The following is a 24,802-nucleotide window of genomic DNA, read 5'->3' as shown; positions in this document are numbered from 1 at the left end:
TGAACATGCATGCTGGCAAAAAGGTCGTGTCCACCTCGAAGGCAACGCCATGGTTTCCACGCCCAGCTCGCCCCGGCCAAACAGACCACCGGCAGAGGTCACGGAACTGGCCAGCTGCACTGTCGGTGCCCCTTGCTGGGCGAACCTCGCCACGCCGGACCCCCGAGCCCCCGAGGACCTCTACGGCGCCGTAATCGGGTTGCAGGTGGCCCTGGACTGGACGCCCTACTTCTGTGTCACAAACACCGACGAAGCCACGGCCCGCATCGTGGAACGCACCGGCACCATCGCGGTGGGTCCGGTCCGCCTTCGCCTCGGTCGCGGGGTCTGCTTCCCCGCACCGAATGCCGACATAGCAGCGGAGACAGCCTCCCGGCACGGTGACGGAACCATCGGCCGGGCCGTAGCAGTTGATCACCGCAAGGCCCCGCACGGCGCGGTCTTCGGTGTCAGGTCTCCACGCAACTCCGTGATCATTGCCGCGGCGGTGGGCTCCGGCCTGGCGCAGCTCCCAATTGGTCCCCGCGGGCCGGTAGGCCTGGCGAGGTCGCACAGGCGCAAAAAATTCGGGGAACCCGCGACAGCAACCCGGGGACCGTTCCAACCCGAAAGGACCTGGGAATGTCTGATAACGACGTGAGTATACGGAAGGTGCTAGCAATCGTCACGAACTACGGCGTCGAGCAGGACGAACTCCTGGTGCCCCTCGAACACCTACGGGGCTGGGGCGCCGATGTGGACGTCGCTGCCGTGTCGGCGGACGACATTCAGACCCTGGTCGGCGACAAGGCTCCCGGAAAAACCATCCGCCCCGAACTTACTTTGAGCGACGTTGACCCGGCCGATTACGACCTACTGCTCGTGCCGGGCGGCACATTGAACTCCGATGCGCTGCGCCAGCAGGGTTCGACGACGGAGATCGTCCGCTCCTTCGCATCGTCCGGGCGCCCCATAGCGGCCATCTGCCACGGTCCCTGGGCCCTGGTCGAGGCGGGTGTCATCGACGGCAAGAGGCTCACCTCCTACCCCTCGTTGAGGACAGACCTCGGCAATGCCGGTGGTGAATGGGCCGACGAGCCGGTCATCAAGGATGACTCCCGCGGCTGGACCCTCATCACCTCGCGCAGTCCAGGTGATCTGGAGCCGTTCCTCCACGAGATCGATGCGGCGCTCGCCGTAAACTCTTACTGAAAGCGACCGGTCCATTACGTGGCTTCCGCCACGGCACAGCACTCCGTAGCTACTGAGGAGGTTTTCAGGGTGGGGTCGGTGTTGTGAGTGTCTGTCCAGCCCCGGCCAGGCATCCGTCGATGAGTTGGTGCTGGAGTTGGATGTGTCTGAGGCCTCGGCGGAGCGTTCGGGTGAGGTGGTCTGGGTCCTCGAAGGCGGTGTTCGCCGTCGGGCCGCGCCGAAGAAGTGACCAGACGCCCTCGACGGGGTTGAGGTCCGCAGCATACGAGGGCAGCTGGAAGACGGTGAGCCAGTCGTGTTCGGCCGCGTACCTCTTCATGTCGGCCGTGCGATGAGTTGAGGTTGTCCCAGACCACCACGATCGGGCCGCCGAGCCGGATGTGCGCGCGGACCAGCAGGTCGCGGTAGTCGGTTCAGGCAAAACTTTTGCGGGCTCCTTTGAACGGCAGGTGGAATCGGGGCCGGTCGATCAGGCGGCTCTTCTCGCCCGACTTGCCAAAAGCGACAAGCCCGCCGGTCTGCACTGGCTCGGCGATCAGTTCCGCGAGACCGGCGTGACGCTCAACCAGATCCGGATGGACCGCCAGCTCGAAGAAGCCCTCACCCGCGGACCAGACGCCCTCCACCTGGTCGCCGTCTTCGGCATCAGCGAGCGCGCCGCGATGCGCTACGCCAACGCCGCGAAGGCATTCCTCGAGTCCATACTCGAACAGAACCAGTAACCCCCGGGACCACGGCCGGGTCCCAGCATTCGGTACACGCCCACCCCCTTCACTCCGATCGACAGGTCACCGTCATGCACCCCCCTGCCCTCAGGAACTGATGGAGGGGCAGCGGGCGTGAGCGGCGGATCGCCGGCGAGGCCGGCGCGGGCACGGACACCCTATGGTCGCGGTCTCACGCAGCGGCCTTCCGGCGATGGATGCCACTCGCGACCTCCTGGGATCCGGAAGACGGGTTGTAATCGAGGACGCTGTACGCGATTACCATCGGCGCATGAGCGATCCGAATCCGATCATCTGGTTGCGGCGGGAAAGAGGGGCGCGCGGACCAGCTCCGACGTACAGCCGTGAGCGCATCGCCGAGGTGGCGATCGCGCTGGCGGACGGCGAGGGCATCGAGGCGGTGACGATGCGGCGCATCGCCAAGGAACTGGGTACCGGCGCGATGACGCTCTACCGGTACCTGCCGAACAAGGAAGACCTGTACGCCGTGGCGATCGACCAGGCCCTCGGCTTTGAACCGCAGGAGCCGACCGGGGACGCCCGTGCGGATCTGACCACGTTCGCCCGCCGGTACCGGGAGACGCTGCGCCGGCACCCCTGGCTTGCGCACGCCATGGCCGGCAGGCCGATCATGGGCCCCAACATGCTCCGCGCCAACGAGCGCGACCTCGCCCTCCTCGACGGCCGCGGACTGAGCATCGACGACATGATCCACGTCGTGAACCTGATCCGGCACTGGGTCACCGGTGCCAACCAGGCCGAGACGGCGGAACGGGAAGCGGACTCCCGTTCCGGGTCGGAACGCACGGCCTGGCAGGAGCGGATGGGGCCGTATGTGACCGAGCTGCTGGCCACCGGCCATTTTCCGTACCTGGAGCGGGTGGTCCGCGAGGCGCGGCACGGCGGCCGCGACGAGCAGTTCGAGACCGGCCTGGCCATGTTGCTGGACGGTGTCGAGGCCCGTTTCCCGGCCCTGTCCGGCGCCCCGGGGAACGAGCCGCCGGAGCGCCGCTGAGACCGGACGCCGCCGCGCCCGCGCTGCGCGCGAACGACGGGAGCTCCTCTTCGGCGACACCGTGCCGTGGTCGACGGCCGGGAGGGCCGCGGGTTCACAGTCCGGCGTGGGCGAAGCGTCGTACCGAAAGCGGGACGAAGACCGCCAGGAGCACCGCGGCCCACAGCAGGGTCGCGGTCAGCGGGTGGGTGAGCGGCCAGGACCCGTCCGCGGCGGGCACCCCGGGATTGCCGAACAGCTTCCGGGACGCGGCGACCGCGGCGCTGATCGGATTCCACTCGCAGATCGCCCGCAGCCAGGCCGGCATGCCGTCCGTCGGCACGAACGCGTTGGACAGCATGCTGAGGGGCAGGGTGAGGGGCGACAGCGAGTCGGCCGTCTGCTCCGACGGCATGAGCAGCCCCAGGTACGTACCGACCCAGGACATGGTGTACCGGAAGAGGAGCAGGACACCGATCGCGGCCAGGGCGCGGCCGAGGCCGTCGTGCACGCGCCAGCCGAAGGCCAGCCCGCAGGCCAGCAGAATGACCAGTCCGAACAGTCCCGTGACGGCGTCCGCGCCGGTCTGGCCGAAAGGCACCGCCATGCGGGAGGTGGGCATCGAGCGCAGCCGATCGGCCACCCCGCGGCTCTGGTCGGCGGCGACGTCCACCATCGCCGAGGACAGCGCGAACATCCCCGTCATCACGAACAGGCCGGGCATGAGGTACTCGCGGTAGTTGCCGCCGCCCGGCACCTGGATCGCGCTGCCGAAGACAAAGCCGAAGAGGACGACCATGACCACGGGCACCACCAGCATCGCGACGAGGGTGCCGGGCTGGTGCCGCAGTTGGAGAAGCTTGCGCTCGACCAGGGTGAGACTGTCCGCCAGGACGATCATGCTGCCGCCTCCTGCTTCTTCCGCTGCTCGCGCTGTTCGTCGCCCTGCTTCTCCGCGGACTCCGCCGCGGGGCGGCCGGTGAGAGTGAGGAATACGTCATCGAGGCTGGGCCTGCGGACTCCGACGTCCTGAATGGCCACCCCCGCCGCGTCGAGTTCGCGCACGATCTGCGGCACCGACGGTGCCCTGCCGTGTACGCCCGTGACGATGCGCAGGTCCTCGGCCCGCGGCTGCCCTCCGGTCATCCGCTCGAGGACGGCGATGGCCTCCGCGAGGTCGTCCTCGCTGCCCACCTCGACATCGATGTGACTGCCGGTCCGGGTCTTGAGCTGTGCCGGGGTGCCTTCGGCGATCACCTGCCCGCGGTCGATCACGGCCACGGCCGAGGCGAGTTGGTCGGCCTCCTCGAGGTACTGGGTGGTGAGCAGCACGGTCGCGCCGTCCGCGACCAGCTCGCGCACGATGGCCCAGATCTCCAGGCGGCTGCGCGGGTCGAGACCGGTGGTGGGCTCGTCCAGGAAGAGCACGGACGGCGCGCGCAGCAGGCTGGCGATCAGGTCGATGCGCCGCCGCATGCCGCCGGAGTACGTGCTGACCTGCCGGTCGGCGGCCTCGGTGAGCTCGAACCGCTCCAGCAGCTCGTCGGCGCGCCGCCGGGCGCCACGCCGGCCCAGTCGGGCCAGTTTGCCGAAGACCCGCAGGTTCTCACGGCCCGTCAGCTTCTCGTCGACGGCGGCGTGCTGCCCGGCGAGCCCAATGGCTTCGCGGACCTTGCCGGGATGTTCGGTCACGTCGAAGCCGGCGACGGTTGCCCGGCCGGCTGTGGGGCGGGTCAGCGTGCTGAGAATCCGGACGATGGTGCTCTTGCCCGCGCCGTTCGGCCCGAGCAATCCGTAGACGGTTCCGGGCGGCACGGCCAGGTCGAGGCCGGCCAGCGCTTCGAAGTCACCGAAGCGCTTCCGCAGGCCCTGGGCCGAAACGATGGGTGAGTCCACGTCTCCTCCACTTCGCCAAGTTAAGTGAGTACCTCGTACGCGGTATTACTGTACGTAAGCGAGTACGTTGTACGCAACTGGTTGTCGCGCAGCGGGCACCGCACGCCATCACCGTCCCCGCCGATGCGCCCGTGCCTCTGCCGCTGTCAACCACCGGGTGCTGACCCGCTACCACGACGCGCTGTATCAGATACGCCTCGGCTTCAGTGCGATGACGATCGCCGGCGCCGAACGGGCACTGCAGCAGTGGGATGCGATCTCCGACGGCCTCGCGGACGCACAGTTATCTGCACCATCTTCAGCTCGTTGATCACGGCGATGTTCGTCGCGATCAAGGAGTGGGAGATGAACCTTCGGCAGGAACTGATGGAGGAGCAGCGGGCTATCCCGCGCGTCGGGGAGGTCGTACAGACCGGACGGGCGCATCCGCCGTACGCAGTGGTGGATCCACTGGGGCGGGAAAACGAGCCGGTCAGCGCCTATCTGCGAGAGCTGGCGCTGGGCGACAGCAGTCCGCTGACGTGCCGAAGCTATGGGTACGGCCTGCCGCGGTGGTTCCGACCTGTTAACTGCACCATGTCTTGATCGTGAACCAGGCATATCGCTTGGTCTCTTCAGGAGCGTGGTGTTGATGGAAGACGTGAGCGAGTTGAGACTTCGAACACCTCACTCAACGGCCCGGGAGCCTCGTGCGTTGCGCGCACCGACACCGTCACCCGATCAGTGGCCACGCTGAAAAAGGCTCAATCACTGGGCCAGTTGTAGGGCAGAGACTTCCGGTCGAAGGTAATGACGCCCGAGGGGTTCGGGCCGCGAGCGGACCGGCCCGGCTGCCGGGGGCGGCTTCCTGGCCGGTCACTGTCTGCGACTCGTCGTTCAGGCGAGCGCCGGTGTGGCAGCGGGCAAGTAGGGGGTGATGTTGTGCCGGGCGCGCTCGATGTATTCCTCCTTCTCGCCGACCGGGGCGACATAGTGCAGCGCGCTTTCGGCGGCGTCATTGTCCTCGAGGCGGGCGATGATCCAGGCGGCGAGGTAGTGCGAGGCCAGGCAGCCGCCGGCGGTCGCAATGTTGTCCTTGGCGTAGAAGGGCTGGTTGAGTACCTCGACGCCAGCGGCGACGACCCAGGGCTTGGTGATCAAGTCGGTGCAAGCGGGGATGTCGTTGAGCAGGCCGAGCTTGGCCAGCACGAGCGCGCCGGAGCACTGTGCCGCGATGAGTTGGCGCGAGGGGTCCAGGCGACGCAGGACGCTCATGATCGCCGGGTCTTCGACGACCTCGCGGGTGGCGATGCCACTGCCGACGATGACGGCGTCAGCGGTGCACGCCTCCTCAAGAGTGGACATCTGCTCGATGACCACTCCGTTCATCGACGTCACCTTGGGGCTTGGGGTGGCGATGGTGACGCGCCAGTCGTCGGTCTTGATGCGGTTGAGCACACCGAGCGCGATCAGAGAGTCGAGCTCGTTGTAGCCCTCGAAGGTGAGGATGGCGATGTGCACGGCGGCTGTCCTTCCCGGTAGGTGGGTCTTGACCGTAAAGACCCACGAACAGGACAGTCGAAAAATTGTCATGCGTACAATCCGGTGCATGGCAGCTTCGCGGTACAAAACGCTGGTCGACGCGTTCGCATGCGACATCCGGACCGGGCGGCTCGCCGCGGGCGTGCGGCTGCCGACACACCGCGGGCTCGCCGCTCGTGAGGGCATCGCCGTGGTGACCGCGACCCGGGTGTACGCCGAGCTGGAATCGATGGGCCTGGTGAGCCGGGAACAGGGCCGCGGTACGTTCGTGCGTGACATCGCGGTTCCCGCCGGTCACGGCATCGATCAACAGGTCGTCGCCACGGATGTGGTCGACCTCAACTTCAACTATCCGTCGCTGCCTGGGCAAGCCGATCTCCTCCGGCAGGCACTGCGAGAGGTGGCCACCTCTGGTGATCTCGACTCGCTGCTGCGCTACCAGCCACATCGAGGGCGTCCCCAGGACAGAGCCTCGATCGCGCGGCACCTGAGGCGTCGAGGAATCACCACTGACGCGGATCGGATCCTCATCGCCAACGGTGCGCAGCACGGCCTGGCCATCACTGTCATGGCCGCGCTCAACGTCGGCGACGTCGTCGCGGTCGACGCACTCACCTACCCGGGTTTCAAGGTGCTCGCGCATGCCTTTCATCTCGACCTGGAACCCATACCCGTAACCGCCGACGGGCCGAATCTCGATGCCCTCGAGAAGCTGTGCGCAACGCGCCCTGTGCGCGCGATCTACACCATGCCCACCTTGCACAACCCTCTGGGCTGGGTCATGCCGCCACCTGACCGAACCCGCCTCATTGAGATCGCTCGACAGTACGGTCCGCTCCTCATCGAAGACGCCTCCTACGCTTACCTGGTGGAGGACTCGCCACCGCCCCTGGCTGCAATCGCGCCGGACATCACCGTCTACGTCTCGGGACTGTCCAAGAGCGTCGCCACCGGTCTCCGGGTCGGTTTCGTCGTTGCCCCGCCCTCTGCGGTGCCCTCGCTCGAACGCGCGATTCGGGCGACCACCTGGAACACCCCGGCCCTCACCACGGCGATCGTCTGCCGCTGGCTCGAGGACGGCACGGTGGACCACCTGGAAGCGCTGAAACGAGACGACGCCAGGACCCGCCAAGCGCTCGCCAGACAAGAGCTGGCTGGCCTACCCCTCATCAGCCACCCCTCGTCCTACTTCACATGGCTGCCGCTGCCCGACGACGCACGCGCCGACCGCCTGACCGCCACCCTCGCGCGTCAGCACATCTCGGTATCCACGGCCGAGCCGTTCACCACCTCGATGCACACACCGCAAGCGATCCGCCTCGCTCTAGGCTCGACCGATCTGGACAGTCTCCAGTCGACACTGCGTACAGTGCGACGAGTAGCCGTCGAGGACGCCTACGCTTGAACTCCCCTCGATCAGCCGATTCCTGCCCACCAGCGTCAGCGTGCGAAAGATCGTCGGCGCTGGAAGCCAGGGGAAAACCGGTAGGCATGCGACCCGAGACTGATGGGGAAATCACGGTTCTCAGACTGGTGACCGCTCGAGACGTTCACGAGCCGTACACCGCGGTGCCGCTCTTTTGGTGCGGACGAAGGTCAGGGCCAGGCCGATGCCCTCGCTCCAACCCACGAGCAGCCCGAGGTTCGCAACCGCTTCCCCGGATACGCCTTCGACGCGGTCAGCAGCGGCCAGATCTGGGAGAACGCCACACCAGACGTGCTGGCCGCCACACACCAGACCTGGCTACGCGATCCAGCCACCGGTAACTACCTACTCGATGTGTTCCGCGAACCCCACGACGGCAAGACCTGGATCTGCCGACACGACGAGACGATCCGGCTTCCCTACAGCGAGATCATCCACCACACCCCAGACGGCATCCCATACCTGGCGCCTGAACTGGTCCTGCTGTTCAAGGCCAAGCACGCACGCCCCAAGGATCAGGCAGACTTCGACGCAACCATCCAGCGCATGACTTCATCTCAGCGCACGACACTGGCCGAGCTCCTCGCCCGCGCGCACCCAGGACATCGCTGGCTCGAAAACCTGTAATCCCACCTCAGACAGCTTCCGGCTGCCGCGTACAAGTTCGAAGAGCCGGGAAACGTCGACGCCTCGCGCGTTCCACCTGATTCGTTGACGGCAGCCGCGACCGCCTGACTTGACTTGGTGCAGAGAAGGATGCTGTGGCTGCTGGACGTTGAGTGGGAGCGCGCGACGGAGGCCGAAGTGGCCGTGCTCGCCGGGTGGATGTGTACGGCGACGAACCCGCAGCGTGGCCGCCGCGCCGAGGCAACAGCGCCAGGGGCGGTGAATCTGCGCACAGGGAAGCCGTCGCTGCTCGCGGGATATGCGCCGCGGACCATCGTTCGCCTCGCCCGATTTCGGGGTGGTCGCCGAGATCGCGATCCGGCCCAGCGAAGGCGCGGACAGCTACGGGCGGCTGATGAACCTCGCCACACCGCACCAAGTACTCGTCTCCACGGCCGACTTCGAGGCCCGCATCGACCAGCGGGTCCGAGGCACCCAACCAGAACTCCCGCGCGGTCGGGTCCGGCCTCAGGTGCGTTTGAAGAACTCGACCTCCCCGACCGCGATCGGCCGCCCCTCGCCCTGGCCGGCGGCGGCCCTCAGCACCAGCCGGACGGAGACGACATCGCTGATGCCGGTCCGTACCGTCTGCTTGCCCGGTTTGTCGGTGAGCGTCACCGCCTTCTCGTGGACCTCTCCGTCCGCCGAGGTGACGATCAGGTCGGCCCGGGTGGGCCTGGCCCCCTGCCGGAATTCCTCGGGCTCCTTCGACACACCGGTGTGCACCACGATGCCGACCAGCCGGAACGGCTTGTCGAAGCCACATGTCAGTGACGCGCCGAGCGTGGGCGCTCCCCAGTACTTGTCGGTCAGTCCGTCGATGGCGTCGGACGCCGGATGGCCGGGAGCGTGGGCGCTCGCGGTGACCTCGGTCGGGCTGATCTCGGCCGTTCCGCCGAGCTTGTCCCGTACGTCCTCGAAGACGTATCGCCCGGCGGGCAGGAGCAGGAAGCCCGCGAACAGCAGCCCGACGACCGCCAGCACCAGCACGGTCCGCCGCAGCGCCCGGCCCGATCCGCTCCTCACCCGGCGGCGGAACGGCCACACCGTGCGCCACCACGGCAGCGGCGCCGGCTGCTCCCGGGTCTGCAACGGTGCCGCGCAGCGGCGGCAGAACCGGCGTCCCGGCAGGTTCGGGGTGCCGCATGCCGGGCACGGAGGCCCGTCCGGCTCCTCGTCCGCCGTCACGGGCCTCACGACGGGCCGCCGCGCGATCGGCCTGGCCGGCTGCACCGCGCCCACGGGCGCCTCCGGTTCCGGTGGTTCCGGCCTCACCGGGGCAGGCTGAGCCGGTGCTTCCGGCCGTACGGGGGCGGGTTGCGCCGGTCGCGGGGGCGGCTCCGGTGCCGGTGCGGGCTCTGCGGGCGGCGGCGCGGCAAGCTCCGGCGCACGCGACCGCGCCGGTTCGGTCGGCGGCTCGGGGCGCGGGGCGGGTGGGGCCCCGGCCGAGGGAGCCCCGGTCTCCGGGACGGTACCGGTCGCGGGCTCGGCCGGCGGGTCCGCCGGTTCCGCGGGGCCGACGGGTTCCGCGGTGGCGGGAGGGTTCCGCGGCGCCCGGGAGGACCAGCCCAGATAGGAACCGCAGTTCCCGCAGAATTCGTCGTCCTCGCGGTTGGCCGTACCGCACGCCGGACACGAGCGCATCGCGTCAGCCTCCTGTCTCGTCTGGCGGGCCCGGCAGGATCTCCACCCGGCACGTGAGGTGTACGGGGCACGAGGCGGCGACGACGTCCAGGACGCGGCTCGCGTCCACCGGTCCGCCGTGCAACGCCCAGACGCGCACCAGCAGTTCGCCGGTCGGCGGCGGAGGCAGCTCCGCGTTCGGTACGGACGACCACGCGGCGCCGCCGCCGTCCTGGATGTCGGCGTGCACGCCGAAGCAGAGCCGGAGGTGGTCGATCAGGCCGCGGCGGGTGCCGCGCCACCGGTGCAGCTCGACGGCGCGGGCGACGACGGCCCGCCGCAGCCCCTCGGGCCACGCCGGATCGACATCGGCCGCCACCCAGGACGACAGCCAGGGCAGGAAGTCGGCCGGGGCCAGCGCCGGGTCGAAGTAGGCGGGGAGGTTGTCCAGGGTGGACAGGACGGGCGCCAGTACGGTGTCGAGGCCCGCCGTGAACCGCTGGGCCAGGTCGTCGTCCGCGTACAGCGCGGGGAGCAGCCCGCCGATCGGGTAGCGGCTGGCGAGCCCGGGTACCGCGGCCCTGGTCATGAGCCGTCACCGGCCTCGCTCGCGATGACCTCGACCTGGTGCTGGTGCGAGAAGACCAGGGCGCCCGGGGCGACATCGATCCGCTCCACCGCCGCCCCGCGCCGGCCGGTGATCGGGTCCGCGGGGAACAGCCGCACCCCCTCCACCAGGCCCACCCCCGGCACGCCCTGGAGCACGGCGAAGATCTCGCCGTACTGCACCGGCCTGCCGAACGGCCAGCCGGTCCCCTCCGCGCCGCCCCGCAGCGGGTCGATGTGGCGGAACAGCGCCGCGACCGCGTCCGCACGGACCCGGTCCACGTCACCGCCACCGGCCGTCACCAGCCTGGCGACCACGGTGACGCCCTGGTACGCGGGCGGTTCCACCACCAGCCGGGTGCCGACCAGGCGTCGTTCGTCGAGCCGCGCCGCGACCGTCGAGAGCACGGAGTCCGACGGGATCAGCTGCTCGAAGCGCAGTTGGCCCCCCTCGTCGGCGACCGCGTCGGGCACCACCAGGACCCGTACCGCACCGGCCTCGCCCGCGACGGCCGGCAGGCACCGGACCCGGCGCAGGGAAGGTGCGGCCTCGCGGGCGACGGCCTCGTAGTCCCCGGCCGTGACCGCCCGTTCCTGCACCCGGAGGATGTTGGGCGCCCGGACCTTCGCGTTCTCCACGGTCTCGCCGTCGACCCCGCCCCGGGCCGCCTCGCGGTTGTCGACGCCCGCCACGTATGGCACCGAGCTGCGCAGCACGCAGATGGCGCCCCGGGCGACGTTCCCGGCCGCGCCGCCGCCCGTACGGTAGCGGGGGACCCGCAGCTGTGCGCCCTTCTCGGGCACCGCGCCGTAGGCGCGCATCGTCCCGTCCGGCTCGCGTACCTCCGGCGGGAACGCGAACTCGCCGGAGACGGCGTCGATCCGCACATGCCGGTCGTGCGGGGAGGAGGCGCCGAAGTGCTCCACGGCGGTCCAGACCTGCCAGCCCTCCGCGGAGGACACCTGGACGACCGGCGGCTCCCCGTCCAGCAGCAGCGGCGCCCTGCTCACGGAGAACCTCTGCCCGGCGACGCCTTCGGAGATGCCGAGCGGAACGTCGAGTACGGTCTCCGCGTGTTCGACGCCGGCGGTGCCGCCGACGGTGAACACCTCGGCCTCCCGGATCGTCGGCGACTCGGAGTAGAACGGCTGGCCCGGCTCTGGCGCGGTGACCCGGCAGCGCAGCCATCCCGCCCGGGTCCCCGCGGTCACCGACGCGGTGTGTCCGGCGGGGACGAACACGATCACCTCACCGGGCCTGTTCAGCCCGCCGGTGCTGTCGCTGCCGGTCTGGCAGGTGACCCAGCGGGCACCGTCCCACGCCTCCCACACCAGCGGCGGCTGCCGCGGGTCGACGCCCACGCCCTCCACCCGGCTGTCCAGGCGTACGGCGATGATGCACCGGGGCACGGCTGTGGGCAGCCCGAACAGCAGGGCGTCACCGGGCTCCGGCCGGGGCTGGAAGCACGGGATGTCCTTGCCCGCGCCGAGCGGTGCGGTGCGGTCGGTCTGGTCGCCCGACTCCGGCGCGGTGACCAGCCGGACCAGTGAACTCGGCACGATCGGCAGTTCGTCGGAGGTGGAGAACACCACTGCCTCCTCGGCCTCGCCGCGCGAGGTGGCGACCTCCGTGCCCGCCGGGAGCCGCACGGTCTCCGGCTGTGGCGCGGACAGCCAGAAGTCGACCTCCGCCCGCGCCACCGACGGCGGGAACAGCGTGACGCCCAGCAGGTCGAGGAAGGCCGAGTAGTTCTTGTCCGGTACCCGGTTCAGCCGGTACAGCAGCTGGTCGACCATGTACGCGAACGTCTCGATGAGTGTGACCCCGGGGTCCGACACGTTGTGGTCGGTCCACTCGGGAGAGCGCTGCTGGACGTACCGCTTGGCCTCGTCCACGAGTTGCTGGAAGCGCCGGTCGTCCAGGTTGGGTGCGGGCAGGGCCATCAGCGCACTCCCGATTCTTCGGAGCCCTCGGAGGACGGGATGGTGTAGAAGGGGAAGACGAGGTTGCGCAGGTCGTTCGTGGCCCGCACGGTGTAGTGCACGTCGATGTACAAGGTGCCCTCCTCGATGGCGTCGAACGCGATCACCACGTCGGTCACCTCGATGCGCGGCTCCCACCGCTCCAGCGAGGTGCGGACCTCGTGCGCGATGCGCCCGGCGGTGGCGCCGTCACCGGGTGCGAAGACATAGTCGTGAATACCGCAGCCGAACTCCGGGCGCATCGGCCGCTCGCCCGGCGCCGTGCCGAGCACCAGCCCGATCGCCTCCTCGATCTCCCGGTCCCGCTCGACCATGCCGATGCCGCCTGTGGCACCGACCCGCAGCGGGAAGCCCCAGCCGCGTCCGATGAATCCGCCGCCGCTCACATCGGGCCCCCGATCAGTACGTTCAGCGCACCACTGATGATGGGCGCGCCGCAGGTGGTGTTGTCCCGCATCCGGGCGGCGGGCAGCCCGCCGATCAGGACCTGACCGGTGACCGCGCCGGCCGGATTGGGCATGATCACGTTCCCCGGCCCGAGCGCGGCGTGCGGAGGGACGACGCACACGTGCAGGCTCCCGGTGACGGCCGCGGGCCGGCCGCCGATCAGCACGGTGGCGACGGCCACCGCACCCGGGGGCGGGGTGCCGATGAGGCCGCCGTGGGCGGTGCTGTCGCCCGTGCGGGCTGCGGGGGGCATGGTCGGGGTTCTCCTTGCTGGGAAAGGGACTTCTGGGGCATCGGTCGGGTGGCGGGGGCGTCAGTTGATCCTGATGAGCTTGGCCTTGAGCACGGCGAGCAGTCCGCCGTCGATCGTGACCCCTGTCTTGCCGTTGACGGTCACCGAGCTGCCCTTGATGTTCACGTCGCCCGTACCCGCGTCGAGGGTGATGCCCGACGCGGAGAGCGTCACGGAGCTCAGTGCCCGGGTGCCGCCGCGGGCGTACACCGTCAGCGCGATCTCGCCCCGCCGTTCGTCCAGCCTGACGTCGAGCCGCTTGTCGCCGGTGGCGATCCGTACGCCGGAGGGTCCGCGCGGAGCGTCCAGGAGCTCCAGCCGGTTGCCCGAACGGGACACCAGGGAACGGCGGTTGACCTTTCCGCTGGTCGGATCGACCAGCGGGACGTCGTGCGGCGACGGCTTGTCGACCCCGTTGTAGAGACCGCCGAGCACATACGGGCTGTCCAGCAGCCCCTGTTCGAACCCGACCAGCACCTCGTCGTTGACCTCGGGGCTGAACACCCCACCGCCGCCCTGGCCGCCCCACTGCACCGTACGGACCCAGTCGGTCACATAGGTGTCGTCGAGCCAGGGGAACTTCAGCCGGACCCAGCCCCGTTCGGTCTTGCCCTCGCGGATGTCGGTGACCACACCGATCGCGAGACCCGGCATGCGCGGGCCGCGCGAGGGCGCGTTGGAGCCGCTGGTCAGTCCCGCCAGCGAGCGGTCGGGGGCCGCGCTCACCATCACGGTCGTGCGGTAGCCGCCGTTCGGTTCGAGTACGTGGTGCGCGGCGGTCGCCGTGTAACGCCCGGCGAACGCGGGCCCGACGTTGCCGAGGGCCACCGGCTCGCCCGCCCGCAGCCGGGGATTGCCCTCGGCGACCGCCTCGATCTCGCCGAATCCGGAACTCACCGAGGCGGCCACCGAACCGGCCACGGCCCTGGCCTCGGCCTGGGTCCGGTACGGGGTGTCGGTGACCGTTATCCGGGCCTTCGGGCCGAACGCCCCGGCCGCCAGCGACGGGCTCATCCCGGGGGTCACCGTGTCGCTGCGGATGGACTGCTCGCGGGCCACCAGCCGGGTCTTGGTGTCGACGTTCCAGCCGCGCACCTCCACGCTGTCCGCCCCGTCCGCACCGGTCAGCACGGCCCGCAGGGCCAGCAGGTTGCGCCCGTACTCCAGGACCATCGGGTGGCGGGTGGCGGAGGTGGCGGGCGAGGGGGCGGAGGCGGCGGGCTTCGGCTTCACGAACTGCAACAGGCCCTTGTCGTCCACCCGTACGTGCGCACCGCTCTCCCCCGCGAGGTACTGAAGGAACTCCCAGTCCGAGACATTGGGCTGGGTCAGCTGCTTGTACGTGATCGGCGCGGCCTCGATCTTCCCGCACGACAGTCCGGCGCCCGCGGCGACCTTGCGGACGATGTCCGCGGTCTTCATGTTGCGGAACGCCACCACCTTCCGTCCGCGCTGGAGCCGGTGGGCCTTGGAGAAGGCGCGCACCACGGTGAACGAACCGGTGGTGTCGCTGTCCAGCTCGACCGCTGTCACCTCACCGGTGAAAAGCCGCTCGCGCACCCGCTCCTGCACGGTGACCACGGAGATCTTCAGCGGGGTGCCGATGGTGAGTCCGGTGGCGGTGAGCAGCTTGTGATCGGGGTCCCGGTACGTCAGTACGGCGGTGTCCGGCAGGCCGACGTTCTCGTCCACCACGCAGCTCACGAGCTGGGCCACCCAGGCCGGTGGCAGCTCACCGGGGGCCTCGACGATCGGATCCGCGGCGAAGGAGCGGCCGGGGGCGGTCATCGGTGGCCCTCCGGAGCGTGATCTTCCAGTCCGGGCACGACGAGCTCCCTGCCGGGGATCAACTGCATCGGGTCGTCCACGTCGTTGGCCTCCGCGATCGTGCGCCACGCGGTGGCATCGCCGTACTCCCGCCAGGCGAGGAGCGGCAGGCTGTCTCCGGCGACCACCCGGTGCGTGCGACGTGCCTCCCGCGAGCCCGAGGTGGGGTTCTGGCCGGCCGGATCCACGCTCGCCTCCTCGATCGACAGCGAGCAGGTGGCGCGCAACGGCTTCCCATCGACATCGAACAGGGTGTACGAGACGGAGAGGTTGGACATCACGCCGTCGAACGAGGTCGTCCTCGACGTGCCCCAGTCGAAGCGGACCCAGGGGCTGGCGGGTGTCTTACGGGCCAGGCTGCTCGGGGTGGGCACACAGGCCAGCATGAGCTGTTCCACCGCCTTCTCCACCGAGTTGTCATGGGTGGCGGTGGAGTCCAGGAAGACCTCCAGGGACAACGACCGGGGCCCGCTGCCCACGAATTCGGGCAGCGCGGACTGCCCGGCCATCCGGGACGGCGTACGCCGCCACTCGGTGCTCTTGCTCAGCGACAGCTTCGCGGGGTTGAACTGCAACGTGAGCCGGGCGAGGTTCCCGCCCGGTTTGGCACCGACGGTCGACGGCGGTTCCATGATGGTCAGCTGGGCGCGAGCACGGCTCGTACGGACAGCGGGTGACATTGCGCTCCTCCTTCCCGATCTTCTCTGCTACCTGTACCTGCTAAGGAATGTGACGGTCCATCAGGACGGCTCCAGGCCCTCGTGCGCAATCTCCAGCGTCTCGATCGCCGCCTGGGAGTTGGCGGGGTCGAAGGACGGTCCCTGCCAGCGGACCGGCACGATGCCGTGCACCTGCCAGCTGATGATGCGGCCGAGGTCCGGACGGAGCGCGACGATCTCGCCGTCCTTGGGCTCGACCCGCTGGATCGTCTCGTTCAGCCACCGTGCGATCTTCAGGGTGTCGGCGGTGACGGGGCGGGTCAGTGTGATGTTGGTCCAGGTGATCCGCCCCGGCAGCTGCCAGGTGAAACCGTTGTTGCCGCCCTCGGCGTACTGCTCCATCTCCACCTCGGCGCCCAGACCCGAGCAGGTGTGGAAGGCCCCCAGGTCGCTGCCTCCGATGACGAGCTTGAAGAACACACTCGTCGCGAAGATGTTGTCCGTCATGTGCTTCTCTTCTTCTCTGCTGTTTCCCAAGTACCGTGCTGTGTCCGGCCGTTCTGGCCATTCAGGCCGTTGTCAGCGGCGGCCGTCGTACAACCGTCCGGTACGCTCCCGCCCTCTGCGCATGTCCGCGCGGATCAGCCGGCTCACCGGGTCGAGCAGCCGACGGGCCAGCTCCTCGATGTCCGCCCCGGTGACCCGGTTCGCGGCCGGAGGGTCCGCGGTGTCCGAGGCGGCGGGTCCGGTCGATCCGGTCCTTCCCGATGGCGCGGCGGGCTTCACCGGGGCCGCCCGCACCGGGACACCGGTGATTCCGGCGTCGGCCGCCGCGCGCTGAAGTACCTCGGCCGTGGCCGCGGAGACGCCGGCTCCGGCGGCCGGAGCGGGTGCGCGTTGCGGAACCCGTACCGCAAGACTCGGTGGTCCGGCGGGAGGAGCGCCAAGTCCGGCCGTCGGTCCGGTGGTCGCTGGGGCGGCGGATTCGGGCACCACCGGCAACGCCGTCCGCTGTACGGGCACGGCGGCCGCTCCCGACAGGTCGGATGCGGGCGGATGCGGGCGCACGACCGGGACCGGGTGAGCGGCCGACGGCACGGACGGGACAGAAGGTGTGGTTCGTGGTGCCGGGGAGGGCGGTCCGGGACGGCGGTCGGGGCGTGGCGCCACGGGGCCCTGCTCCGGCGGGTGCGCGTCGGGCCGGGACGGCGATGTTGTCGCACCGCCGCGCAGCGAACGCTGCACGAGCCGCACGAGAGAGCCGCCGACCGCCGGCCCGCGACCCGCCCGATCGCCCCCGGCTCCCGCCCCAGCTCCGGCTCTCGCAACGCGACCGGGATCGCCGACGGGCGTCCGGCCCGAGGGCGTCCCGCTCCGGACGGTGCCCGGCGGCGGGCTCCCGGGCACGGGGCGTCGGACGGTGCCGCCGGGCGCAGGCCCCTCGGGCGCCGTCCCACTGGATGCCGGCCCACTGGACTCCGTCCTCTTGCGCACCGGCCCCGGGCCGGTCGCACGGGGCCGGTGCGGGGAAGCGGGTTCGGCGGGACGAGTGCGCGGCTGGGGAGTTGCCCGCCGGGGCGCGACATCCGTCGGCGTCCGGTGCTCCCCGGTCCGCGTGCTCCCGCGCTCCGGTGACGGGGCTTCAGACCCAGGCTGCTGTACATCACGACGCCAGGTGGCTGCCACGACCGGCCGAGCCGTGCTGCCCACCGTCGGCGCCGAAAAGCCTTCGCCGGCACCGGTGTTCACGTGCAGATCTCGGCCCGCGAGCAGGGCGCGCGACCGCTGGACGGCGGGCATCGGCCCCCCGGCGTCGACGGCAGGCGCTGATGCCCGTCCCTTCTCCCGCTCCGGGGTGATCCTCCGGACACGTACCGGCGCAGTGGGAGCAGAAGGGGAAGGGGAAGGCGTGGTGGGTGTGCTCGTACGCGTGGTGTCCGCCGGGCGCTGGACAGCCGCTGGTTCCGGTGCGGACGCATCGGGCCGAGCAGGTGCGGGGGACGAGCGCACCGGCAACTCGGAGGGCGCGTTCAGGGGCTTCGACGTCGGCGCGGCCGGTACGGAGGGCAGGGACGCCCCGGGCTCTCCCGCCGATGCCGTGGCCGGCCGAGCTCCCGTGTTTCCCGGCTGTGCCCGACCGCGGTCACCGAGCAGCGGTGCGTCGTTCCGGAGCCTGGCTGTCGACGGAAGCGAGGTGAGGGGGGCACCGATCCCGCCACGGGCACGTGCCTGCGAGCCGGTCCCGTCGGGCTGCGACGGCTGCGGGGACCGCCCCTCCGGGGAACCGGCTTCCCGGAACCGAGCCTCCGTGAACGGCGGCTGACGCACCGACGGTTTCGTCGCCTCCGGCGAAGGCGTGGTCACCGCAGGGGGTGCCGCGTCCGATGCCTGGCGTTGAAGCACGGGCATGCCCGCTGTCTGTTGCTCTGCCGGGGCGGACGGTACGACCCCGCTCCGCGCTGCCGGGCCGGAGGGCACGGCCCCGGTGGGCAGTTCCCGCAGGGGCTTGCCCAGGGCGGGGCGCACCGTCGCGGCGGCGGGACGGTCGGTGGTGCTGTCCGGTGTCGTTGCGGCGCCCGGCGGGGCGGGCACAGTTTGCGGCGCCGCGCCCTGCTGCAAGACGGTGGTGGCAGCGGTGGTGGTGACCGGAGTGGCCGGTGCGGAGGACGTGGCCGGCGGGATCCCGGCGATGTGCCGCAGCGCCATCGCCGGACGGCGGGCCACGATCAGGGGCGGGGCGGTCCGCCGCGGACGTACGGCGGCGGGCCGGGCCCGCTGGAGCGAAACCGGTGCCGGTGCGGTGTTCGCGGAATGCTGCGACGCCGACGCGGCGGCCGGTCCCGAAGCTGTGGTCGGCGCAGTGCTCTTCGCCGGGGCCGCCCCCGCCGTGGTGTCCGGAGCGGTTGCGCTGCCCCCGCCGGTCTGCCGCCCCGGTGCCCCGCTCCCGGAGGAGCGTGGGGACGAGGAGCGAGGTGACGTCGTACGGCTCGACCGCTGGACGGTCGCAGGGGCCGGCTTCCCGCCGGCCCTGGCACTGCCGGTCGCATTGCCCGCCGTGGCAGGTGCCGGGCCCGCCGCAGGTTCCGCTTCCCCGTCCGTACCGCTCCGGGCGGCACGCAGCAGCAGTGGTCCACCGGGAGCCGCGGATCGCGCGCCGCCCGGACGGGCGACGCCGTGGATGAGGCCCACCGGCGCGGACGGCAGTACGGCATGGCCGAGTTCGCCCGCGAACGCAAGGTTCTGCCACGAGGCGAGGCCGGACCTGAACCGCAGTCCGTCGCTCACCCCGATCGAGGACCGGGCGACGGTCACCGTCGGCGGCGCGACCTGCCGCCAGCCGCCGTCCCAACCGCCGTCGCGGCCGTCCCGCTGATCGGCCGCGCTGTCGCTCCGGTCGGCCTCCTGTTCCGGACTGCGCCCGGTGCCGGCTCCGGCCCCGCCCCCGGAAGGCGTTCCGGGCTGCTGCCGGTCCCCTCGGCGGAACCAGTTTCCGAAACCCACACGATCACCCGCCTTCGTTGACGCGGGTGTTGATCCGCGCTATCTCCCGCACCCACTCCTGACGCTCGCCATGGGTGAGGTCGAGAATGTCCTCTCGCTGCCAATGGAAGTGGTAGGCGACGTACGCGATCTCCTCCCGCAGTCGGGGAAGCGCGTACGTCACGATTCCCCCAGGCGCCCACCCGAGAGGTCCACCTCGAACGATCCGTGGCACAGCGGGCAGGTCACCGCGGCGTGCGTGTGGCCCTCGCTGTTGATCCGGCGGTAGAAGTCCTGGAGGAACGCCACGTCCGTGGCGTACATCCGCTCGACGACCCCGGCATGCACATCGGTGATGGTGCCGAGCTGGGTGATCACCTGGCTCAGCAGCACCACGGACAGGTACGCCGGGTTCTCCTTCACCCGCAGGTCGATCTGCGGGCGCAGCTCGTCCCGGGCAGTCGCGAGCCGCATCGAGCCGCGCCGGTGGACCTGGCCCTCGTCGTCGACGTAACCGCGCGGGAGCTCGAAGTCGAACTCCGTACGCAGATCCTGCTGGTCATGGTCCCGGTCCCGCGCCGGAGCCGGCGCGGGAGCCTCCTCGCGTGCGGCGGGCGGGTTGGACGCGAGGCTGTCGAGGACTTCGTCGAGCCCGCCCGACGTAACGGTCCTGCGCCTCATTCGACCACGATCTCCTCGAAGGTGATGGTCACCGTCTCGGTGGCGGCGCTGGATTCGCCGGCCTTCAGCGAGGGGCCCTCCCACTTGCTGGCCCAGCCCTGCATCAACTGGATGCGCCGGACCGTCTCACCCTTCGAGTCCTTGATCTCGATGGTCAGGTTCTGGCGCGCGGTGTCGACAGCCCCGTTGTTGAGCGTCTCCTTGATCCATTTGGTGAACTCACTGCTCTTGTCGAGTCCGCGGGTGATCGTCACCTCGCCCGCCTGACGTGCGCCGGGCTGCTTGCGGATGATCTGCTTGCCCTCGGCCGTCACCTGACGGACCTCGACGACTTCCTCCTCGACGGTCAGGCCGCTGATCTCTTGGATCGACTCGACGAGATAGCCGCCGAGCTGCACGCCGAAGACGTGGGTGGAAAGAGCGTCGCCCTCTGCCATGACTCTGTGTCACCTGTTCCGTTTGGGGACCCTGTCGGGTCACTCGTTGACGAGGCTCGTACTGTCGGAGAACTGCGCGAGGCGGAAGATCACGAACTCCGCGGGCTTCACCGGAGCCACGCCGATCTCGCACACGACCTGGCCGAGGTCGATCGACTCCTGCGGATTGTTGTCGCGGTCACACTTCACGTAGAACGCTTCCTCGGCCGTGCGGCCGAAGAGGGCGCCCCGGCGCCACTCCTCGGTGAGGAAGGCGGTGACGTTCCGCCGGATACTCGACCACAGGCGGTCGTCGTTCGGCTCGAACACCACCCACTGGGTGCCCAGGAGGATCGACTCCTCCAGGTAGTTGAAGAGGCGGCGTACGTTGAGGTAGCGCCAGGCCGGGTCGGACGAGAGAGTGCGCGCGCCCCAGATCCGGATGCCGCGCCCGGGGAAGGCGCGCACGCAGTTGACACCGATCGGGTTGAGCAGGTCCTGCTCGCCCTTGCTGAGGCGGATCTCCAGGTCCAGCGCACCGCGGATGACCTCGTTGGCGGGGGCCTTGTGCACCCCGCGCTCACCGTCGCTGCGCGCCCAGACACCGGCGACATGACCGCTCGGCGGCACCAGGGAGTTCTGGCCCGTCGCCGGGTCGAAGACCTTGACCCACGGGTAGTACAGGGTCGCGTAGCGCGAGTCGTATCCGGCGTCGTCGTTGCGCCAGGTACGGACGCGCTGGGCGTTCATGCCCGGCGGAGTGTCCAGGACGGCGACCCGGTCGCCCATCTGCTCGCAGTGCGAAATCACCGCCAGCTGGACGGCCTTGACGCCCTCGGCGTCGATGTCCCCGCGCTGGTAGGCGCTCATCAGGTCCGGAACGGCGACCATGGTGATCTCGTCGATCGCTTCGAGGCCCGCGAACCCCGTGCGGGCGGCGGCGTCGCCGACGTACTCGGCCGGGTCGATCCGTGCGACGCCGGCTCCGGGGGCGGCAGCGGTGGGCGCGAGGGAGAGGCTCTGGTTCTCGGGGCGGGTCTGCGTCGCGCCGGGCTGCTCGGTGACCTCGATGAGCTTGGACTGGCGGGCCTGGGTGACGAGGTAGCCCTTGACGTTCTTCCGGGTGGAGACGTCGTGGGTCTCCACCACCTTGCCGGCCTGCCGCACCAGCAGCCGGAACCGGTCCTCCGGAGGGTTCTCGCCCTCGGCGTCGGTGACCTCGACGGAGAGGTCTCCGCTCGTACCGGACCGCGCGGAGACCAGGAACCCTCCGATGGCGGCGGACGGGGCCGCCCCGGACGCGGACTTCTGTGCCGGGTCCTGCGCGGGGCCGCCGATGCGCACGATGTAGGCCGCGCCGCCGCCGTTGGCGAAGTAGCCGTAGACCGCGGGGGTCAGGTACGTGTCGGCGGTGAAGGTGCCGAAGGTCTGGACGTACTGGTCCCAGTTCGTCACCAGCGTCGGCTGGTGGAAGGGGCCGGACTCCGCGAAACCGACGAAGGCTGCGACCGCGGTGCCGACTCCCTCGATGGGCCGCGCTCCGGACTGCACCTCCTCCACGTAAACACCCGGGGTGAGGTACGACGGCATGCTCGCTCCTTCGCGTGGTCATTCGTTCGCCGCCGAGTCTTCCTCGGCGGCCGTGGCGGACAGTAGGTCTCAAAGTCCTGGACACGGGGCAAGGGTGCTGCCTTCCCAGGCACCCGTGGGGCAGGAAATGCTTCCCTTTGCGGACGGGGCTCGGTGGTCGCCGCATTTCCCGGTCCGGTCGCGTGACAGTGCTGTGAACTCCGGATTTCCGGAAGGCGTCCGCCGGCCGGAGGCTCGACGGGAATCAGCCAGAATTCGCAGGCACCGACTATCCGATCGGGATCCGGTGACCGAATCCGGCCTTGACCTGCCCACCCAGACCTTCCGGCGTTCCCCGAGAGGCCTGTGACCGGAAACTCCTCATCCACTGCCGGTGTCACGGGAACCCGGCCGACCTGGTCCACCTCTTGTGTGCACAGGAAAGAGAAACTGCCAGGGACCGGCGGGCCGGGTTTCCCTCGATCGGGATTTCTGCTGTTGTCTTCCCCGCGGGGGAAGCAGGAGGACGGACGCTTTGTTTCTACGGTGCGAGATCGCTCAGCACGCCGCTGACATTGAGTACCTGGTGGCATTCGGAAGCCTGGGTTCCGGTCGCCGGCGTGCCAGGTTTGGCGCAGGTGACGGACGCGGTGACCGTGTCGTTCTCCTGAATCTGGATGGGGGTGACCCAGTGGTAGTCCTGGTTGCGGAAGGTCTCCAGAGCGATGGTGGTGATCTTCCGCTTCCCGAACGAGATGGTCAGCACTCCTTCGTCGCCCTGGAAGTTCGCCACCACGATGTCCGTGATACCGAATACCTTCCCCTTCTCGACCCGGTACGTCCCCTTCTTCTCGGCCCCGGCCCCGGTCTGCACATCGATCGTCGCCGAGCTCTGCTGGGTGCCGCCGGTTCCCCCGCCCGTTCCCGAGCTGGAACCGCCCGAACCGGAGCCTCCGGACGCGTTCGGCTTGTCCTCACCGTCGCCCTGCCCCTTGTCGTCACCCTGGCCACCGGTCGGGTCGCCCGTGCCGCCCGTCGAATCCTTTTGCCCGCCGGGCCTCTTTTCCTGCGCGGCCTCGTGCGCCGCCTGCTTCGCGGTGCTCCGCACCGCGGGCCGGACCAGCGCGAACCATGCGAGCAGCAGGGCGAGCAGCGCGGCCAGGACGATCAGCAACCACCTGGGCAGCACCGGCAGTTGAGCGAACTCGCCGGGCAGCGGCTCGGACCGGCCGGACTGCTCACCGTCGGTGTCCCGTTCGGTGCTTTCGGCGGCCTCGACCTCGAACGGCCAGGTGACCGGCGTGCCGAACCAGATCAGTTTCCGGGCCCGTACCCGCAGGCCCACCTCGGCGGACTCGCCCGGTTCCAGACGCCGTTGGTCCGGGGTGAAGGCCAGCCGGAGTTCCTCCCCGGCCTGCTTGCCGGTGAGGGCGACATCGACCGCGGTGTTCCCCCTGTTCTGCACCGAGGTCCGGAAGCGGGCGCCCAGCCAGCCGGAGCGTCGCCGCGGGTCGAGCTCCGCCCGGAGCTCGTGAAAGGGCGCGACGACCACCGTGGCCTCGGGGACCGCCACCGACTCGGGGTGCTCCGTGGGCAGAACGCGGACACCCAGGGGTATCTCACCGGCCCGGACCTCGTGGGAGCGGGGCGGCGCGAGCCGTACGGTCACCACCTCGGAGGTGCCCGGGTAGAGGGACACGCGCGCCGGCTCGACGGTGCTCCAGGCGGCGCAGTCGCCGACCACTTCGAGCGTGTACGCCTCGACGATGTCGCCGTCGTTGCGCACGGTCAGGGTCGTCGTCGCTTCGGCACCGGGCGAAACCGTCACCGTGGGCGTTTCGAGTTCGGCAGATGTGGTCACGATGCGACGTTAGGCCGCCCCTGCGGCCGCGCGGCAGAGACGCGAGGGCAACGCTCGGGCACGGGTGGTGCCCCGGCGGCACAACGGCACGATGTCCCGACGAGCCCTCCCCGGGCCCGGTCACCCTGCCCGAGGCCGACGCGGTCGCGAGCGGAAACCGGCGTATCGGAACGGAAGCACCTGAGGAAGACGGGCACGCAGACGAATGACGACGACAGCAGACACGACGACCAGAGCAGCGGAGCGCGGCCAGTACCGCGGGCCCGCCGCATCGGAGCACTCCGCCGGGGACGTCGCCCATGAGACTCCCGGGGGCAGGATCTCCGTAGCGGTGTACGCGGAGGACCTGATCCTGCGGACCGGCGTGGTCCACCAATTACGCCCACGGCCCGAGATAGAGCTGATAGCGGAGTCCGAGGCAGACCGGGCCCAAGTCTCCTTGGTGGTGGTGGACATGGTGGGCGAGCCCACCGTCCAGCTCCTGCAACGTCTCCAGCGCAACACCGCGACCCGCACCGGACTCGTCGTCGGTTTCTTCGAGTCGGGCGCGCTCCAGACCATGATCGAGTGCGGCGTCGCCGCCGTGCTGAGGCGCGGTGAGGCCGACCAGGACAGTCTTCTCCACCTGGTGACGGCGATGGCGAACGGTGAAGGAGTGCTGCCGGGCGACCTGCTCGGAAAGCTCCTCACCCATGTCAGTAGCCTCCAGCGCACGGTCCTCGACCCCCGGGGACTCTCGCTCTCCACTCTCACCGCGCGGGAGGCGGAGATGATCAGGCTGGTGTCGGAGGGCTACGGCACCGCGGAGATCGCACAGAAGACCTCGTACTCCGAACGCACCGTCAAGAACGTCCTGCACGAGGTGTCGACACGGCTCGAACTGCGCAACCGGGCCCACGCCGTCGGTTACGCCATGCGGCACGGGCTCATCTGAGTCCT

The 24,802-nt window shown here is 70.1% G+C and carries 25 protein-coding genes and 3 pseudogenes; 9 read left to right on the top strand and 19 right to left on the bottom strand.

All coding sequences use genetic code 11. The features are described 5' to 3' along the window. The first annotated feature begins 621 nt into the window (after window positions 1–621). On the top strand, window positions 622–1,191 hold the full coding sequence (locus OG978_RS34620; RefSeq protein ID WP_326768997.1) for a type 1 glutamine amidotransferase domain-containing protein: 570 nt from the start codon (window positions 622–624) through the stop codon (window positions 1,189–1,191). 64 nt (window positions 1,192–1,255) lie between these two features. On the opposite strand, the pseudogene OG978_RS34615 reads toward OG978_RS34620, so the two are convergent. Next, window positions 1,256–1,685, bottom strand: a pseudogene (locus OG978_RS34615) (transposase); the annotation flags it as partial. On the opposite strand from OG978_RS34615, the gene OG978_RS48410 reads away from it, so the two are divergent. Beyond that, window positions 1,572–1,913 (top strand): hypothetical protein, encoded by a 342-nt coding sequence (locus tag OG978_RS48410; RefSeq protein ID WP_442817874.1) that lies wholly within the window; start codon window positions 1,572–1,574, stop codon window positions 1,911–1,913. The pseudogene OG978_RS34615 and the gene OG978_RS48410 sit on opposite strands and share 114 nt — an antisense overlap. A gap of 274 nt (window positions 1,914–2,187) precedes the next feature. Beyond that, entirely contained in the window at window positions 2,188–2,931 is a 744-nt protein-coding gene (locus tag OG978_RS34610; protein ID WP_326768996.1) for a TetR/AcrR family transcriptional regulator, read from the top strand. A 94-nt stretch (window positions 2,932–3,025) separates the two neighbouring features. Here OG978_RS34610 and OG978_RS34605 read toward each other — a convergent pair whose 3' ends face one another. Further along, window positions 3,026–3,811, bottom strand: a complete 786-nt coding sequence (locus OG978_RS34605; protein ID WP_326768995.1) for an ABC transporter permease — start codon at window positions 3,809–3,811, stop codon at window positions 3,026–3,028. After that, a complete protein-coding gene (locus OG978_RS34600; RefSeq protein ID WP_326768994.1) occupies window positions 3,808–4,806 on the bottom strand; it encodes an ATP-binding cassette domain-containing protein in 999 nt (332 codons plus the stop codon). Before OG978_RS34600 ends, OG978_RS34605 begins: the two co-directional genes overlap by 4 nt. A gap of 157 nt (window positions 4,807–4,963) precedes the next feature. Between OG978_RS34600 and OG978_RS34595 the strand changes: the two genes are divergently transcribed. Next, window positions 4,964–5,116, top strand: a complete 153-nt coding sequence (locus OG978_RS34595; RefSeq protein WP_326768993.1) for a hypothetical protein — start codon at window positions 4,964–4,966, stop codon at window positions 5,114–5,116. Beyond that, complete coding sequence (locus tag OG978_RS34590; protein WP_326768992.1) at window positions 5,113–5,391, top strand: hypothetical protein; 279 nt, start codon at window positions 5,113–5,115, stop codon at window positions 5,389–5,391. Before OG978_RS34595 ends, OG978_RS34590 begins: the two co-directional genes overlap by 4 nt. 291 nt (window positions 5,392–5,682) lie before the next feature. Here the strand turns inward: OG978_RS34590 and OG978_RS34585 are convergent, their stop codons facing one another. Then, complete coding sequence (locus OG978_RS34585) at window positions 5,683–6,306, bottom strand: DJ-1/PfpI family protein (protein WP_326768991.1); 624 nt, start codon at window positions 6,304–6,306, stop codon at window positions 5,683–5,685. A gap of 88 nt (window positions 6,307–6,394) precedes the next feature. On the opposite strand from OG978_RS34585, the gene OG978_RS34580 reads away from it, so the two are divergent. Together OG978_RS34580 and OG978_RS34575 are read left to right on the top strand one after the other, a co-directional pair. Continuing rightward, complete coding sequence (locus OG978_RS34580; RefSeq protein ID WP_326768990.1) at window positions 6,395–7,732, top strand: aminotransferase-like domain-containing protein; 1,338 nt, start codon at window positions 6,395–6,397, stop codon at window positions 7,730–7,732. 225 nt (window positions 7,733–7,957) lie between these two features. Continuing rightward, window positions 7,958–8,380: pseudogene (locus OG978_RS34575) on the top strand (hypothetical protein); the annotation flags it as partial. 507 nt (window positions 8,381–8,887) lie between these two features. Here OG978_RS34575 and OG978_RS34570 read toward each other — a convergent pair. From OG978_RS34570 to OG978_RS34525, 10 genes and pseudogenes are all read right to left on the bottom strand, one after another. After that, on the bottom strand, window positions 8,888–9,661 hold the full coding sequence (locus tag OG978_RS34570) for a zinc ribbon domain-containing protein (protein ID WP_326770254.1): 774 nt from the start codon (window positions 9,659–9,661) through the stop codon (window positions 8,888–8,890). Between the two features lie 339 nt (window positions 9,662–10,000). Then, window positions 10,001–10,063: pseudogene (locus OG978_RS34565) on the bottom strand (zinc ribbon domain-containing protein); the annotation flags it as partial. Window positions 10,064–10,067: 4 nt separating this feature from the next. After that, on the bottom strand, window positions 10,068–10,631 hold the full coding sequence (locus tag OG978_RS34560) for a phage tail protein I (protein WP_326768989.1): 564 nt from the start codon (window positions 10,629–10,631) through the stop codon (window positions 10,068–10,070). Beyond that, window positions 10,628–12,592: a putative baseplate assembly protein gene (locus OG978_RS34555; protein WP_326768988.1), complete on the bottom strand. Its 1,965-nt coding sequence runs from the start codon at window positions 12,590–12,592 to the stop codon at window positions 10,628–10,630. The genes OG978_RS34560 and OG978_RS34555 overlap by 4 nt, the downstream gene beginning before the upstream one ends. Next, window positions 12,592–13,017: a GPW/gp25 family protein gene (locus tag OG978_RS34550; protein ID WP_114242526.1), complete on the bottom strand. Its 426-nt coding sequence runs from the start codon at window positions 13,015–13,017 to the stop codon at window positions 12,592–12,594. Before OG978_RS34550 ends, OG978_RS34555 begins: the two co-directional genes overlap by 1 nt. Continuing rightward, window positions 13,014–13,331, bottom strand: coding sequence for a PAAR domain-containing protein (locus OG978_RS34545; RefSeq protein ID WP_326768987.1), 318 nt, complete (start codon window positions 13,329–13,331; stop codon window positions 13,014–13,016). Before OG978_RS34545 ends, OG978_RS34550 begins: the two co-directional genes overlap by 4 nt. Before the next feature lie 60 nt (window positions 13,332–13,391). Further along, window positions 13,392–15,158, bottom strand: coding sequence for a VgrG-related protein (locus tag OG978_RS34540; protein ID WP_326768986.1), 1,767 nt, complete (start codon window positions 15,156–15,158; stop codon window positions 13,392–13,394). Beyond that, window positions 15,155–15,877, bottom strand: coding sequence for a CIS tube protein (locus OG978_RS34535; RefSeq protein ID WP_326768985.1), 723 nt, complete (start codon window positions 15,875–15,877; stop codon window positions 15,155–15,157). The genes OG978_RS34540 and OG978_RS34535 overlap by 4 nt, the downstream gene beginning before the upstream one ends. Before the next feature lie 60 nt (window positions 15,878–15,937). Next, window positions 15,938–16,363 carry a phage tail protein gene (locus OG978_RS34530; RefSeq protein WP_114242522.1) on the bottom strand — a complete coding sequence of 142 codons (426 nt, stop codon included), beginning with the start codon at window positions 16,361–16,363 and terminating at the stop codon, window positions 15,938–15,940. Between the two features lie 72 nt (window positions 16,364–16,435). Continuing rightward, window positions 16,436–16,924 carry a hypothetical protein gene (locus OG978_RS34525; RefSeq protein WP_326768984.1) on the bottom strand — a complete coding sequence of 163 codons (489 nt, stop codon included), beginning with the start codon at window positions 16,922–16,924 and terminating at the stop codon, window positions 16,436–16,438. 1,438 nt (window positions 16,925–18,362) lie between these two features. Between OG978_RS34525 and OG978_RS34520 the strand changes: the two genes are divergently transcribed. Next, a complete protein-coding gene (locus OG978_RS34520; RefSeq protein WP_326768983.1) occupies window positions 18,363–19,229 on the top strand; it encodes a hypothetical protein in 867 nt (288 codons plus the stop codon). A 132-nt stretch (window positions 19,230–19,361) separates the two neighbouring features. On the opposite strand, the gene OG978_RS34515 is transcribed toward OG978_RS34520, so the two are convergent. The 5 genes from OG978_RS34515 to OG978_RS34495 all read right to left on the bottom strand — a co-directional run bounded on the left by OG978_RS34515 (window position 19,362) and on the right by OG978_RS34495 (window position 23,863). Continuing rightward, on the bottom strand, window positions 19,362–19,520 hold the full coding sequence (locus OG978_RS34515) for a DUF6760 family protein (protein ID WP_266430796.1): 159 nt from the start codon (window positions 19,518–19,520) through the stop codon (window positions 19,362–19,364). After that, entirely contained in the window at window positions 19,517–20,017 is a 501-nt protein-coding gene (locus tag OG978_RS34510) for a hypothetical protein (protein WP_326768982.1), read from the bottom strand. The genes OG978_RS34515 and OG978_RS34510 overlap by 4 nt, the downstream gene beginning before the upstream one ends. Continuing rightward, the gene (locus OG978_RS34505; RefSeq protein WP_124720830.1) at window positions 20,014–20,454 is read right to left on the bottom strand and encodes a phage tail protein; all 441 of its coding nucleotides are present in this window, start codon (window positions 20,452–20,454) and stop codon (window positions 20,014–20,016) included. The genes OG978_RS34510 and OG978_RS34505 overlap by 4 nt, the downstream gene beginning before the upstream one ends. 39 nt (window positions 20,455–20,493) lie before the next feature. After that, on the bottom strand, window positions 20,494–22,023 hold the full coding sequence (locus OG978_RS34500; RefSeq protein WP_326768981.1) for a phage tail sheath family protein: 1,530 nt from the start codon (window positions 22,021–22,023) through the stop codon (window positions 20,494–20,496). Between the two features lie 520 nt (window positions 22,024–22,543). Then, window positions 22,544–23,863: a COG1470 family protein gene (locus OG978_RS34495; RefSeq protein WP_326768980.1), complete on the bottom strand. Its 1,320-nt coding sequence runs from the start codon at window positions 23,861–23,863 to the stop codon at window positions 22,544–22,546. Between the two features lie 205 nt (window positions 23,864–24,068). On the opposite strand from OG978_RS34495, the gene OG978_RS34490 reads away from it, so the two are divergent. Next, complete coding sequence (locus OG978_RS34490) at window positions 24,069–24,797, top strand: helix-turn-helix transcriptional regulator (RefSeq protein WP_326768979.1); 729 nt, start codon at window positions 24,069–24,071, stop codon at window positions 24,795–24,797. The last annotated feature ends 5 nt before the right edge of the window (window positions 24,798–24,802 follow it).

It is taken from the genome of Streptomyces sp. NBC_01591 (genome assembly GCF_035918155.1).
Taxonomy (GTDB): domain Bacteria; phylum Actinomycetota; class Actinomycetes; order Streptomycetales; family Streptomycetaceae; genus Streptomyces.
The sequence above is the reverse complement of the archived record's forward strand: the minus strand, read 5'-3'. Positions and strand labels throughout refer to the sequence as shown.